Raw genomic sequence first — 15,146 nt, forward strand, 5'->3', positions numbered from 1 at the left:
AATTTATTTCGTTCAATTCTTATTGCAACAACTTACTATATCTAATATTTGCCGTGGTTATTTCTTTTTACGAAATCTATCTGATAGCTTTTTGGAACTTTCTCAATTAATCAGTCCTTTTTTGGGCAAAAATCCAGTCCAAAAATCCATGGGTGTTTTTAACTTTGTCCCAGATAATATGCCCAGAAGAAAATTCCGTATACTTTGGACTTCCTCCAGCTTCCCTTATAGCATTGATCATATTCCGTGTCAAATCTACTGGTACCGCTTTGTCATCTTTACCATGAAATGCCCAGATGGGAATATTGGTCATCTTTGATGCCAAAACTGGATCTCCTCCTCCACAAATAGGTACAGCGGCGGCAAACTTTTCTGGTTTTACTCCAATGAAATGCCAACTACCATAACCTCCAAGTGACATGCCTATAACATAGCGTCTTTTGTCATCAATGTTGTATTCCTGTTCTAGATAGTCCATAGCTTCGAAAACAAGGCTTGAAATATCCGGTTCGTTTAAAACACCTCCGAAACCAGCGTTGGAAGGGCTTTGGGGCATGAATATAAAGGAAGGATATTTTTCACGATTCTCGTCGGTCGCCAAGAGTTGTGCGGTGCTTGTTGCTTGCAAGTGAATCAAATTGTCCTTTCCAACACCACTGCCATCGTGTAAGTTGACCACTAAGGGGTACTTTTTGTTGCTATCGTAATTTTTGGGCAATAACAACCGATACCTGAGTGTGTCATTTTGAATGTTCACATACGTTCTAGCTTCAAAATTACCTGCTAATAGTTTGGATCTCGCCACTTTCCCTTTTTCCCAAGAGTATTCAGAAAAACCACTGTTCAATACCACAATTATTCCAATGGTGGAAATTATTCCAAGTGTATTGCTTATACCCGTTAACAATTTAGAAGGCTTAGAATTGTCCTTGTTTTTAAACAAGGACAATTCCTCTTTGAAATTCAGTATATAAAAGGTAAGGGTCAGGCTTAATGCTACTAAAAACCATGGAGTAATTCTTTGAATGGTAAGGGGAATAGTTTCGCTTGTGGTGTATATGGACCAAAACATAAGTGCGATCAGGCTAAGCTCCAACGATAACCCTATAATCCCTACCCAAAATAACCAACGTTTATGTCTTGTCCCAGAGGTAAAAAGGCTAACGGAATAGATTGCCCCAACAGATAGCAGCATTATAAAAGCCTTCGGGATAAATTCCCACAATTCCCGATCGGATAGGGCCGTGTACACCCACAGAGTATAGGCTAAGGTGGCTACAAAAGTTGCCACAAGGGTTAATAATGCAATTGTATATTTTTAATCCGGAAATACCAAATCAATATCAGGTGAACCACTATGGTAATGACACTCATTAAAATAAACCATGGCTCGAAATACGGGCTAAATAGGTAGAACCGAAATCCCGCAAGGGATTCAACAATAATTTGAACCAAGGAAACCACAATTTGGAGCCCAATGATGAAGATGGCGAACTTATAAACGTTCCTATGATCAAAATCAGTTTTCATTTTACATTTTAACTTTTGAGCATGGTCAAAATATTGTGCAACTTACTGAAACTGCAACAAGTTGCTATACTTAATTGAGCAAATTTTAGGTCAACAGGACGGTACCGGAATACTGTTTAGTGGTCTATAATTCTTATTAATGCAATAAATTTTCGTTGGTGTATAGAGGAGGGAGTACAACCAAGAGCTAGATTCTTAGCTTCTAAGGTAACAAATATTGGTTTTGGTATTTGTTTCATAGATGAAATACAGGATTCCCCGTTGTATTACATGTTTTCTTTGTCTACCCATTAGTGGTTCATATGTAAAATGCCAAGAAGGGAATATTGATTCAAAAACTTTTTTGAATTAAGGTGAACGGATAGCCAAGTAGGGGGTAAGGTGCTATAAAGGAGACAGAAACCTCAAGTTTAATCATTTGATAATCTGTTATTTGAGATTCAATGTCACTCACCATTATAGCGGTAAGGTCGAAGGAATATAAATATCAAAGCTGGACCCCTTGTCAATTTCGCTGCTTGCTGTGATTAAACCATTGTGATTTTCTACGATCTTTTTTACGATTGCAAGCCCTATTCCTGTCCCTGGTATTTTGTCCTTGTCGTGAAGGCGTTTAAATAATTCAAAGATGTGGTCTTTGAATTGGGGGTCAAATCCAATTCCGTTGTCCGTTATTGTAATGTGACAATATTCCTCGGCAGGTAATTTTTTATCGCTATTTACGTCGCTACTCTTTATAATTTCGCTCTTTACTATAATTAGAGGCGCTAAGTCCGGTTTTGAAAATTTAAGGGCGTTGCCAATTATATTTTGTATTAGCTGGTGAAACTGAAAGGGAATGACTTGCACATCGCACTGTCCAACTACTTTAATTTTGGCGTTTTTTGCAGTTATGGTTTCCGTAAAATCTTTTTTTACCAATTCTATTACGGAGTTGAGATCAGTGATTACAAATTTCCTTTCTGAAGTAGTTGTACGGGAGTAACCAAGTAAATCGCGAATCAAGGATTGCATACGTGTTGATGCATCACGCATTCCCAGTACATAGCTTTTCCCTTTTTCGGATAAGTTTTGTGATTCATCGTCAATTAAGCGGGTTGAGAAAATCTGTATTTTTCGCAATGGCTCCTGCAGATCGTGGCTGGATATGTATGTAAAAGATTCTAATTCTTTGTTGGCGATAATTAATTCTGTTGCCCTTTTTTCCCTTAAATCGCTTTGAAAGGCAAGTTCCTTGTTGGCTATAATCAATTCCGAGGCCCTTTTTTCCTTTTCTTCATTTTGAAATGCAAGTTCCTTGTTGGCAATGACCAATTCCGCCGCCCGTTTTTCTTTCTCTTCGTTTTGAAAGGCAAGTTCCTTGTTGGCGATGATCAATTCTGCTGCCCGGTTTTCCTTCTCCTTGTTTTGTACAATGAGTTCCTTGTTGGCAACGACCAATTCCGCCGCCCGCTTTTCCTTCTCCTCGTTTTGAATTATAAGTTCCTTGTTGGCGATAATCAATTCCGCTGCCCGCCTTTTTTTCTCCGTATTTAGAAAAGCAAGCGATCTGAGAGCCTTGGCTAATTGAATTCGTATCATATCAGGTAATTGATAAAATATAGTTTTCTTTTTGAGGTCGAGGTGATGGCCACATGTCAAGTGTTAACACTTTTTCAATTGATTTTACCAAAAGCTTAAACGAAGAAGGTTTTTGAATATAGTAATTTGCGCCTTGTTCATATGTTTTATCAATATAAACATCACTGGCCGATGTTGAAAATATAACAACAGGAATATCCTTTAGCTTTGGCGCATTTCTGATTTCCTCCAAGCATTGAAAGCCATCTTTAAAAGGCATGTTCAGGTCCAGGAAAATTACGTGGGGTGGTGGATGTTGGATTAACATCTCGAGATTTTTCATCAATTCCAGGCCATTGTTGGAAAGTGTAATATCAGTTGGGAGGTTTACTTCCTTAAGTGCATCTATAAAAAAATCGCGGTCATCGGCATCGTCATCAGCAAGAAAAATATTTTTCATTTGTGTCTATATATATGCCTTAGAAAATCTTTTAAGAGAATGTCTTTAGGTGTTATAGGCAGTTTTACAAAGCAATAATGGTTTAACGGGTGTTGGGGCCATTTTTCTGTAGGCGGTGATAAGCCTTGGTGCTACCAGCAACAAAGGTCGGCTTCAGAAATTGATTCAACATACAAATATACTTATTAATAGCTTACAATGGAATATTTGGTTAATATCCGTATGCAGCTTATAAGAGAAATGACGGCACTTCTGAAGTATCATAATTGGCCATTTTTCAAAATCGGTTTGTAGTGTGGGCAGTGTTATAAAACGTCCCTTTTATAAAAAAGATAGGTATATTCTCAAAGGAAACAAAAAAGTGTAAATAAAGGACCCTTAATTTACACTTTAGAAATTTTAATTTATTGGTGACCATAGCTTTAGATATGTTTTTGGTTCACTTATCCAATCTGGTTTTAGTAAAGCTAAGGTTTCAAAAAACGTTTGTTTGGATTGTTTTTCAGAAATAAACAAGACTAAACAACATAATTATATAGAACGTAAAAAGGATCAAACATTTTCTCATAATACTATATTTATTATTGCTCTGTTATTGCTAATATGGGCTTAAAAGCTCACTGGTCCACAGGCTATTTTCCAAATGGGTTGATTTGTAGTCGTGAAAGAGCAAAGTTTTTTAGTTCCTGCTCTTTTATTTGCATCCAACATAAATTGGAAGCACTTACCGACTATCAGTATTTTTTTTTAAGATGGGAAGATGTCCTCGTTTTTACCTATTAGTTTAATATTATTGAGTTCCAGCAAAATTGTTTGTAAGGCTAAGGCCGATTCCCGCTCCCTGACAGTAACGGAACTTCCATTATAATATATCGGTCTAAGGAAACTCTTCAATTTTCCAAGAATTCTGTTAAGCAAATTATTCTCGTTCCACGTATCCATATGTTCTGATTAAAATACTATTGAAAGCAAAGGTGAGAAGTAATGAAAGGATTAATGTTATATAATTATCCTAATACTTTACATAATTCAGCTGATTTTTAAATTCTCAAACACCTGGAGATTGGTATCTTGAAATAAAGGATGGGACTCAGAAACTTCTTTGTCGGCTAGCTGTTACGTTTTCGATATTTAGCATCAATTATATATGCGATACGGTTAATCCCGGTTATTTGTTATTACCATCTTTACTAGAATACTTGAGAAAGGAATCAACACTGATGAATATGGATACAATAAGCATAGGAACCCTTGTAAAACTCAAGGAAATCATGAGAAGGAATAAGGAAGTGGAAAAAGCCTATCACAATGCCGCCAACAATTCAGATAACAAAAAGCTGATTCACTATTTTCGGCGAAAATCCAAGGAATGGAAAAATTTTGGGGAATCTCTAAAGATCAAGGTAAGGGCTGCTTTACCCGCTAGTGGCGAACAGAAAGTAGAGATGGATGTCATGGAAATGCCCTCATTGGACAATGGTGATACAACGCTCAAAAGATTCTCCCAGAGGGAAAGGGCGGAAGTGGACGAATATCGCAAAATTTTGGAGGGGCAAAAGCTTCCTTTTGACATTTACCATTTAATAAGAATACACAAGATGTGGATTGAAGTGGACCTGTCAAAATCAATGCTATGAGCTACATAATATAATCTTAACCCAATACTTCTTGCCAAAGGAAGTGGACAGAATGTTTGAAGAAGCATTCTTGTCTAACCTTAAGTGAATGACTTTTTTTTTAGGTAGTCCGTCCTCACCCCATTTAACAGTTCTAAGTAGGGTGGAAGGCCTTAAGGAATGGGATAGGGACTAGACTCAAGACCCTTGTTATTGTTTTTTAATGGCTTTCGTCAATCACGGCTTTCTTTGTTGGATTCCTTTCAATATTCATTTTCTAGTTAGTTTTTACAGCTTTGATCATTTCCAACACCGATTTGTGTGGCCTACCTGCTGCTTTTTCAAAATCGGAACTTACATCGTTAGCGCCAATTTTAATCCCTTCGTATATACCGGCTATTATAGTTCCTATAAAATCGCCTAAGGCCTCTTTTCTTTCTTGCTCATAAGCCTCCACAGAAACAGGATTATAGGTCAGATTTGCACCATATACTAGATTAATAATTCCTGCTAATTCTGCCTGGGTAATGGCCTCGCCCACAAGCTTGTAAACTTGACCGTTATGCTTTGCATCGAGAAGCATTTGCGCATAGGCATAACCCAATTCTTCCCTACTGGTATAGGCACATCTTCCATCTGCAGCACAATTTCTGATCTCGCCCTCTTCTACATAGTTGTCAATATACTCAAGGTCCGGTTCTATGTATATTCCATTTCTACCGATCACCCAATCCAATCCGGATGCCTGGACATCTTTTTCGCTCTCGCGATTGCTTTTTACCACAGGGCTGAATGCGGTTTTATTTTCTTCCCCTACAATACTGGTGTACACAATTTTTTGCACTCCGTTCTGTTTTGCCGCTTCAATTACATTTCTATGTTGTTGGATTCTTTTTTTGGGATCGTCCATACCCGAAACCAAAAGAACGGCATCAATACCTTGTAGGGCCTTATCAAAATCCTGGCGTTTGTTGTAGTCACCCTTTCTAATTTCAATACCCAGATGTTCTGCTTTTTCTGGGGTACGGGCTATGCCTATTACATTCTCTTTCCCTATTTCCTTAATAAGTTGTTTTACAACTGCTGTCCCCAATTGTCCACTTGCCGATGTTACCGCAATTTTCATAATAGTTATTTTTGATTCAATTTAATGGTCTCCCATTCCTTTTCAAGTATTTCAGCTGTTCCTAAATGATCAATAATTCCACGTTTAAACACTTTTTTAATGTGCTTTTAGGCTTGTTTTCGTATCCGACTATGATAGAACTATGCACAAGCATTTTTTCAAAATCAAAGACTAGGGTTAAGGAGTCCTTTTTATCTGTTTCGTACCATTTGATCTAAGGAATATCACAACCAATTTTACGGGAAGGATAAAGATTATCCTTGTTTCCATTTTCTATTGTTGGTCCCGCAACCCATTCAGATGTTGCTTTGCAATATTTAAATTTATTTTATTATTTGGTATTGATTTGTATTAAACCAAGGCCAGCACTGAATATAGCAAGAAAATAAATGTAACCAATTTTGATTTCATATTCTATGATTTTAGAATTTGGTACAAAATTGGCCCTAAGAGTAATAATCCGTTGTTTAAATATGGGTAAACAATGGTAAATATGGGCGCGAAACCGCTATATGTCGGTTTTCTACCGTTTTGGGTCATTTTTAATTTATTCAGTTCTATTAACTGGCCATTTTGTTTAACATCTTCTTTTGGCCGCATCGATTGGTACCATTACTAACTTGAATGGTTCCTGTAATGCGAATATGATCAATAATCATATAAATGACGCAGGTCATTTACTTTGTTTTGTTAAGTCACTATGTTTGTTTCATCCATTATTATGCTGGTGAATCAAATCATTAATTAAATTCTGGAACCTATGTCTGGTAAAAATAGAAATTTGTGCATCTCGGCGAGTTATTTATGGGCGATCATCTTATTATGTATTGGCTTGCTTATAAGTAGCTGCAATGAACAAGCACGTGGATTTGCATTACCTGAAGGAGACATTGAACAAGGAAAAGTGACCTATAAGCGCTTCGCCTGTAATGAATGTCATAGTATATCAGGGATAGAGTGGAAGGGAGAAAGCGATAGTCTCCAAATCCATCTCGGCGGGGAAGTATCTACTCGGAAGTCTTATGGAGAACTTGTTACTTCGGTTATAAATCCTTCCCACAAGATTGCGCGGGAATATAAACAAAAAGGCGTTACCGAAGAGGGCCTTTCCAAGATGAAGAATTACAATGAAATTATGACCGTTCAGGAACTAATTGATTTGGTTGCTTTTCTTCAAACGGAATATAAGTTTAGTATACCTTCAATGCAATACCATCCTTATTATTGAGTAGATTGGGAGCGGGTATATAGTTTAGGAGAACCAATATTAAGAAATTGCATACATCCAAGTAAATACAAGTCCTACCAATCTCCTCAAATTGAACTCGGCTATTCTTCTTCGATAGTTGGCTGTCCCTTTCTCGCCAAAACATATTTACAGGTCAAATGCCTTTTCATATTCCGACCCAAACCGATTTAACTAAATAAACCCATCGTCATTATATAAATATACCTCAGGCAGAAAAGCAAATCGATGATATTCATATGGTGAAGAATGCTATTTAAGGGATGCCAAAAGTTTTCTGGGGCATTTGGGATACGTCTAAAGTTCATACAGCAAAAATGATAAATACTTTAAAAGATAAATTATGAAAATGGTAGAGGTTACACCCGACAATGCTGTTCAGGAGACTTTATTTTGCATAAAGGACACCAAAAGACAAGGATTCAAGGATAAATTAAATTGGTTTGAAAAGCGCTATAAAGAAGGGGTAAGAATTAAAATCTTAAAAAACGATGAAGACAAGATGATCGGGTTTATTGAGTATGTTCCCGCCAAAAATGCCTGGCGACCTATAGATGCCGATAATTATATGTTTATTCATTGCACCTATATTTACTCTAAAAAAGAAAGAAATAAGGGTTATGGTTCTATGCTTATTGAAGATGCTGAAAAAGCAGCAAAAGCCCAGGGTATGCATGGTGTATGTGTAATAACAAGTAAGGGTGGTTGGCTTGCCAATAAAACCATTTTTGAGAAGAACGGGTTTGAACAAATAGAGGTAAAGGATAGGTTCGAACTACTTACTAAAACATGGAACAGTAAGGCCGAAAAACCTAGATTTCACAATTGGACCAACCAACAAGAAAAGTACAAAGGTTGGCATCTACTTTATGCAGATCAGTGCCCCTGGAACGAAAAGTCTGTAGCAGCTATATTAAATGTTGCAATGGATTATAACGTAGATTTAAAAGTTTCAAAAATAAGCACGGTAAAAGAAGCAAAAATGGCACCTTCTGGCTTTGGTATTTTCAACCTTTTGCATGATGGTAGGTTGCTAGATGACCATTATTTAAGCGCAACTCGATTCAGAAGTATATTGAAAAAAGAACTCAATATTGCAAACTAACATAAGGGCCTGGACATCACATTTAATAATTAAGCTTCTTTATAATGGAAGTAATATGGGTATATGTTTATCCTTTATTATTTTTTTGACACTAACAGCCGCTTCTAGGCCTGCGGCCAGAAAACAATTAAAAGTGCATTTCCCGGAGAAGTAGGAGCAAGTCTGGGTCTCCACAAGAACAAGTTATTCTCCCTTAGTATTCAGTTGCCCTCATTATAGCGCCAGTATCAATATTTATGATGCGATATATAGGGAAGTTGCAAATTCCCATATTTGAAAATATTCCCAACCTGATTCAGATCATTGTAGAAAATCATACATGGTGGTTTCTTTACTCAAAATCATAAAATGATCGTTGTCCAAATATTAGGATTTATTTTTTTATTCTTGATTGGTCTTTTGTTTGTTCCGATCGAGCTGTATATGGATACAAGCTCGAATCAATATCACTTGCGGATACGGGGTCTGGCCAAGGTAAGTCTTGAAGGGGACCAAAAAGAATTGTTGCGAATTAGGCTCAATATTCTCTTTCGGAATTTTTATTTCTATCCTTTCAAAAAGAAGCGTACGGACAAATCAAAAAAAATAAAAAAAAAGAAGGTCAAGAAAACAGGGAAGGGTATCGGTTTTCGGAGGATCGTACGTCTGTTGAATTCGTTTACGGTTAAAAAAATGTTCGTGAACATGGATACTGGCGATTGCCTATTAAATGCGAAACTGTTTCCGGTCTTTGCTTTCATGAATTATCGTTGGGGAAACTTCAATATCAACTTCGAAGGCAAAAATCAAATGGTTTTGTACTTGCAAAACAGGCCTATTTATCTGCTCAAATCATTTATTAACATTTAAATACATAAATCATGGAATTAAACTTTGAAGAATTATTGGGAAAGATTACTGACTTTATAAAGTCAGAAGCAAAGACGGAAACCGTTGTGGGTGAACAATTTGAACTGGGCGAATTCAAATGTGTACCTGTTATAAAAGTGGGAATGGGTTTCGGCTCGGGTGGCGGAGAAGGTTCACAACCCAAGACCGGTAAAGGTCAAGGTGGTGGTGCCGCTGCGGGAGTGGGCATAGAACCAATTGGGTTTTTGGTAAGCAAGGGAGAAGAAATCTCCTTTTTAGCGTCAGGCAAGACTCATGGATTGGCAGCGGCATTTGAAAAAGTGCCGGATCTGATAGAGAAACTGGCCAAAAACAGGGGCAAGGAAAAAGAGGCCGTAGAAAGCTGAAATTACAACGTTGACCATAGGGCAAACATGGATTTTATAAGAGAAATTCTGGTTGCCCTTTTTGTTGTCAATAAAATATGTACCCCGAAAATTTCATGCTAAATTCACTAAGAGAGCCATAAAAAAACGGATTGGCAGTAACCAATCCGTTGATTTTTAAAACTTAAATTATGCAGCGAGAGGGGGGCACGCCCCCAACCACCGAGTTATGAATTCCTTCTTGTATTTTTAATATTCCCTAAATACGTGGCTTCCCAGATGCTAGTTTATAAAAATGTGTTCCCAAACATGTTCAGTTTCGTGTTCACTATTGTTATTAATAATCTTGAAGCAAATTAGTTGTATTCTTGTAGTTGAACTATTTTTTGGTGACAAAACGTTTCTAGTCACTATTTCTACCATTTTTATCATAAAGTAAAAACAACGTAAAAGTGTTTATGAAGTTGTGGCATTTGAAAAATGTCAGCTCCAATTGACCCATATATGGAGGATTGTATAGGAAACATCCCATTCGGCATTGGGAAATATGTAGCCAAGGGAATACTAGGACCGTTTCGGGCAAGAATTCACCCCAGAAACGACCAATATTAAAGATAAATTGTTGAATTTAGAGATGTCCTTAAACTTGTAAGACAACAAAAGTGGAAACCTACAATTGTTTACCAATATTCGAATCAGTTTAGGATATTAATTTTCAGTAAGGTGGATACCCTTTGATTTTAGATTTAGTTGTTGCTGTAGTAATTTTTTCGATCGCCTGTGTTCCTAAAACTAAACTTTTGACCGAGAGTTTGTGCCATCCATTTTTAGTTTTTAATCGCCTTCGCTCAATGAGAAGCTACCGTCTCCATTAAAATCAGTTAGGATTATCGTTACAGACCAAGTTCCTGCAGTTCCAGAAGATGATACACCAGAAAAGCTATCAGGTTCCAAATTTCCTTTTAACGATTTATCCAAAACAATAGTTCCATCTGCGTCCCTTACTATCATTTGAAATACACCTCCAGCAGAAGCTGTTATGTCGGCATTGTATTCTACTGTAGATAATCCGTTTTGATATTCAAATGTTTCGGAATTGCTACCACCATTTCCAGTAAAATCGCCTCCGATGTCGCCGTTCGGTCCTTCATTTAGAGTAATATTGGCAGATAAGTTGCCATCGTCATCATCGTTGTCACATGCGACCATTAAGGTCAAAATCGAAAATAACGTCAATACTATAAATTTCGGATTCAAATTTTTCATAATTCTTTAGGGTTGTTTCTCTTTAATGTACATAACGCTTGCTAATGATTTTTATTACTTGCTGATGATGATGGTGTTTATCTCGTCGACCAGATTGGTACGCTTGGGGACCGGAATTGGGTTAAAGGAGGAGCTTCCTTTTCCCTTGGGACTTTTATATAGGTATGGCCCTTTGCTGTCCTTACTTTCTTGGAAACATATCCATTTCATGTATTGCTGCTATTGGATTGTTGGTTAATATCATAATCCAATTGCGCATCAAGCTCACCTTCCTGTATTTTAACACCACGTTTTTAAATGGATTTTAGCAATAAATTGAGTTCATCCCCCTGTCTTGAATGGCTTTAAAAAGTCGTCGTTTAAGAGGTCTTCATCTTTCATAAGTGTATAAATTTAAAATTAAACAATATCGAGGTTCGCAACCCTCGATATTGTTTTGTTTACACACTTAGTGAGATACTATCAGCATGGCAATAGTTGTGATGCCAATTGGGCGCCAAGTAGGGGTGTTCATAAATGGAATTATTACTGCTGCTACGATAATTAACATAGGAATTACCTTAAATACAACTGTGTATTCCTTTAGAGTACTTTCGGAACGTTCAATTTTGGATTCAACAAAGGCAGATATATCAGCGTTAAACGCATTTTTAAATTAAGTAATCCTAGATTTATTTGTAAAAAATAGACCAAGCCCTAGGGTCATAAATAACAACCCTGCTACCAAGTTTGGAATTACGTATGCATTTGCCAAATCCGTTTTTCCCAACTGCCAAAACCCAATGCTTGCGGTTAAGAATAAAATTGAAAAAAAGATGAAAAAACGTGTTGAGAACACTTCGAATTTTGCCCATTCCAAAGCTAACTTTAATATTTCCATTGTTTAATTCAGTTTATATTTTTCTCTATTCTGTGTTGGACTTATACCTTCTTTCTTCTTAAATATCTTGAAAAATAAGGTGGATATTAAAATCCTAATTCGTACGCTACTTCTGCTACTGTCTTATTCGGTTGCAATAAAGTATTCTTTGCTTCATCAATCAGGTGTAAGTGCAAGTGTTCGGTTGTAGTCTTAGCTGTTTCTTACTTAAGCGTATCGCTTAAGTAACGTTGCGAAACGGACATTTTATCAGCTATTTGTTCTATGCTCGGAATATCTTTTTCCTGTAGTTGTCCTGATTTAAAATATTCAGATATACGCCGATTAAACTTTTCCAACAAAATTTTAGACATTTTTGTCCTCTTTAAAAACTGCCTTTCGTAGAAACGATTGGCATATTTCATCAACGTGGCCAATTGAGAGATAATACTTTCTTTGCTAAAGGCATCTTGATTGTTTTGATACTCAATTTCAATATTTTCTACTGTCGATTCCGTTAGCTTTTCTTCCTTTGGCGATAGGTGCAATACTTCATTAGTTAGTAAGAAATGAAACCATATTTTTTTATTTGTTGCGCTAGTTCTATTCCTTTCAGAAAATCTTCGTGAAAGTTTACTGAAAAACCTTTTTGTAAATAAAAGTTGGGATTACTTTGCCGCTATTCATATGGATTCTATATTTGCCGCTTATTTTAAATTAATCTAAATAAGAATAGAATGAAAATTGTGACCTGGGCAGCAGCCCTTTTTTTATCTTTTAACGCATATTCACAAACCAGCATTAAAGGAAAGATTACCGATGAATCCAATCAACCTCTCACCGGCGCAACCGTATATATTGAGGAATTGAAGAAAGGCACCATGACCGACCTAAATGGGGAATATGAAATTACGGACATCAAGGAAGGCTCTTGGACAATTGTCCTGAGAATGCTGGGTTATAAACTGCAAACTAAAAAAATCACCATTGGCCCGGACACTTCGATGACCTTTCACGTGGTTTTAAAAGAAGATTTAAACAGTTTGGATGAAGTCGTGGTTTCCGCTAGCAGGCATTCCGAATATCTTTCTGAAATTCCTGCTTCGGTTACCGTTGTAGGCCTTGCCAAATTGGAGGAGTTCACACAATCTACCTCGAACATCAGCGAAATTCTGGAATTTACAGTCCCGGGACTTGCTGTTTCTACCGGTACCTTTTCCAATTGGGGACAAACCCTAAGAGGGCGTTCACTATTGGTCATGGTCGACGGCATCCCACAATCTACCCCTTTAAGAAACGGACAATTGGGAGTGAAATCCGTAAATCCCAATGACATCAGCCGTGTAGAGGTAATTAAAGGGGCCACGTCCATCTTCGGTAATGGGGGCAATGGTGGTTTTATCAACTATATTACCAAAAATCCAGCTACCGATAAAAAAATTGAGGGGACTACCAATATCTGGGGCTCAACCAATTTGGCCAAAACAAATGACGCCTTGGGCTGGGGCATACATCAGTCCCTTAAGGGAAACCTGAATAGATTCAGTTACTACATCAGCGGTAGTTTGGAACAAACAGGTAATAAATACGATGCAGATGGAGTTCCTGTTCTCCCGACCTACGGTTTTGACAACACTGACATCTACAGCACATTTGGAAAATTGGAATATTTACTATCAGACAGGCAAAAACTGACCCTTAGTGGTAATATCTACCATTCCGCTCAAGATAGCCCCTTCATTCCGGTAGCGGCAGAGGTAGAAGTCTTTAATGAGGATGGGGATTATTCCCTTGTTCCAGGTTACGGCGTAAAGGGGACCATTGTCAGGGAAGAACCTACTGGGACGACCTTGGTAAATGGACAATTAAAATATAGTCTCAACAATATATTCAAGGGAACTACCAATTTTGAAACGGACCTTTATTATCAAAACACTGAGAACGTATTTTTCTATTCCGACAAATTTGAAAATGGCGGACAATCCGTAATAAATGCCAAAAAATATGGTATCAGACCCAACTTCAATACCAGTTTTGGTTCATATGGCCCAACAAATATATCCTTGACCTATGGGGTAGACCTTTTAAAGGACAAAACAAATCAAGGGCTTTTGGATGGGAGATTGTGGGTGCCAAATATTGAATTGATCAACTGGGCACCCTACGCGCAATCTACCATAAAACTTAACAACCAATGGGTTCTTAAAGCAGGTTTGCGATATGACCATATGAATATGGATATCGTAGATTACAATACCCTTCCCTATTCCGCTAAAAGCGATGGCAATTTCAGTCCATCCGTAGCTGTGGAAGGAGGAAAACTTAATTTCAACAATCTGGCCTTTAACTTAGGGGTTCGGTATATAGAGCACCAAGAATTTACCCCTTACATAAGCTATTCCCAAGGATTTTCAATTGCTGATTTAGGCTCAATACTAAGGTCAGCCGTAGCCGAGAACATTAATGATATCCAGCTGGAACCCGCGGTCACCAATAATTATGAATTTGGGTTCATATCCAAATTCAATAACTTTCAGCTGGAGGCAGTGGGCTATTACAGTACTTCCAATCTGGGCACAGGCGTTGTATTTGTGGATGAGATCAATTCTTTTGTACCCTCAGAACAACCACAACGAATTTATGGAGGTGAGATATCCGTGGATTATTTTAGTTGGGACAAAAAATGGCAAATAGGAACCTCATATTCTTACGTAGAGGGGCTGACCCATAGTGTCGGTGACGAAAATAACTTGACCTATTTGGGAGGTGATGTTATAGCCGCTCCAAAATGGACTACATATATTAACTGGCAGCCCACAGAAAAATTAAACACATCACTTAGAATGACCAATCTGGGTGATAGAAACCGATTCGATCCCTTTATCGATGCCAACGATACTTGGGCCTATAGACATACGCAGTTCCCTGTGAGTGGTTATACTTTACTGAATCTTTCTGTGGCCTATCAATTAAAATCGAACCTGTCCCTTTCCTTAGGGGTCAACAATATATTGAACGAATATTATTTACCTGCCCGATCTCAGTGGGCCGCACCTTTAAAAACCTTTACAGGGGTAGGAGAGGGAGCCAACGCAAAACTAGGACTTAGGTACAATTTTTAAACCATAGACCCCGTGTTTGACTATTCTCAAACATGGGGCCTA

11 protein-coding genes are annotated in these 15,146 nt (G+C 37.5%); 5 read left to right on the forward strand and 6 right to left on the reverse strand.

Translation table 11 applies throughout. The annotated features are described in order from the left end of the window. Positions 1-106: 106 nt before the first annotated feature. From MWU78_RS16515 to MWU78_RS16525, 3 genes are all read right to left on the reverse strand, one after another. The gene (locus MWU78_RS16515; RefSeq protein WP_246999744.1) at positions 107-1,291 is read right to left on the reverse strand and encodes an alpha/beta hydrolase-fold protein; all 1,185 of its coding nucleotides are present in this window, start codon (positions 1,289-1,291) and stop codon (positions 107-109) included. Positions 1,292-1,986: 695 nt separating this feature from the next. After that, the gene (locus MWU78_RS16520) at positions 1,987-3,111 is read right to left on the reverse strand and encodes an ATP-binding protein (RefSeq protein ID WP_246999746.1); all 1,125 of its coding nucleotides are present in this window, start codon (positions 3,109-3,111) and stop codon (positions 1,987-1,989) included. Between the two features lies 1 nt (position 3,112). After that, the gene (locus MWU78_RS16525) at positions 3,113-3,550 is read right to left on the reverse strand and encodes a response regulator (RefSeq protein ID WP_246999748.1); all 438 of its coding nucleotides are present in this window, start codon (positions 3,548-3,550) and stop codon (positions 3,113-3,115) included. 1,226 nt (positions 3,551-4,776) lie between these two features. On the opposite strand from MWU78_RS16525, the gene MWU78_RS16530 reads away from it, so the two are divergent. Beyond that, on the forward strand, positions 4,777-5,187 hold the full coding sequence (locus MWU78_RS16530) for a PA2169 family four-helix-bundle protein (protein ID WP_246999750.1): 411 nt from the start codon (positions 4,777-4,779) through the stop codon (positions 5,185-5,187). A 256-nt stretch (positions 5,188-5,443) separates the two neighbouring features. Here MWU78_RS16530 and MWU78_RS16535 read toward each other — a convergent pair whose 3' ends face one another. Beyond that, the gene (locus MWU78_RS16535) at positions 5,444-6,292 is read right to left on the reverse strand and encodes an SDR family oxidoreductase (RefSeq protein WP_246999752.1); all 849 of its coding nucleotides are present in this window, start codon (positions 6,290-6,292) and stop codon (positions 5,444-5,446) included. 832 nt (positions 6,293-7,124) lie between these two features. On the opposite strand from MWU78_RS16535, the gene MWU78_RS16540 reads away from it, so the two are divergent. The 3 genes from MWU78_RS16540 to MWU78_RS16550 all read left to right on the forward strand — a co-directional run bounded on the left by MWU78_RS16540 (position 7,125) and on the right by MWU78_RS16550 (position 9,878). Then, complete coding sequence (locus MWU78_RS16540; protein WP_246999754.1) at positions 7,125-7,520, forward strand: c-type cytochrome; 396 nt, start codon at positions 7,125-7,127, stop codon at positions 7,518-7,520. 361 nt (positions 7,521-7,881) lie between these two features. Continuing rightward, the gene (locus tag MWU78_RS16545) at positions 7,882-8,643 is read left to right on the forward strand and encodes a GNAT family N-acetyltransferase (protein WP_246999756.1); all 762 of its coding nucleotides are present in this window, start codon (positions 7,882-7,884) and stop codon (positions 8,641-8,643) included. A gap of 860 nt (positions 8,644-9,503) precedes the next feature. Further along, positions 9,504-9,878: a spore germination protein GerW family protein gene (locus tag MWU78_RS16550; protein ID WP_246999758.1), complete on the forward strand. Its 375-nt coding sequence runs from the start codon at positions 9,504-9,506 to the stop codon at positions 9,876-9,878. 813 nt (positions 9,879-10,691) lie between these two features. On the opposite strand, the gene MWU78_RS16555 is transcribed toward MWU78_RS16550, so the two are convergent. Continuing rightward, positions 10,692-11,123: a hypothetical protein gene (locus MWU78_RS16555; RefSeq protein WP_246999760.1), complete on the reverse strand. Its 432-nt coding sequence runs from the start codon at positions 11,121-11,123 to the stop codon at positions 10,692-10,694. Between the two features lie 1,083 nt (positions 11,124-12,206). Further along, positions 12,207-12,530, reverse strand: a complete 324-nt coding sequence (locus tag MWU78_RS16560) for a hypothetical protein (protein ID WP_246999762.1) — start codon at positions 12,528-12,530, stop codon at positions 12,207-12,209. A 189-nt stretch (positions 12,531-12,719) separates the two neighbouring features. Between MWU78_RS16560 and MWU78_RS16565 the strand changes: the two genes are divergently transcribed. Then, a complete protein-coding gene (locus tag MWU78_RS16565; RefSeq protein WP_246999764.1) occupies positions 12,720-15,104 on the forward strand; it encodes a TonB-dependent receptor in 2,385 nt (794 codons plus the stop codon). The last annotated feature ends 42 nt before the right edge of the window (positions 15,105-15,146 follow it).

Origin of the sequence: Arenibacter sp. F26102, assembly GCF_023015865.1 — a bacterium.
Lineage (GTDB): Bacteria > Bacteroidota > Bacteroidia > Flavobacteriales > Flavobacteriaceae > Arenibacter.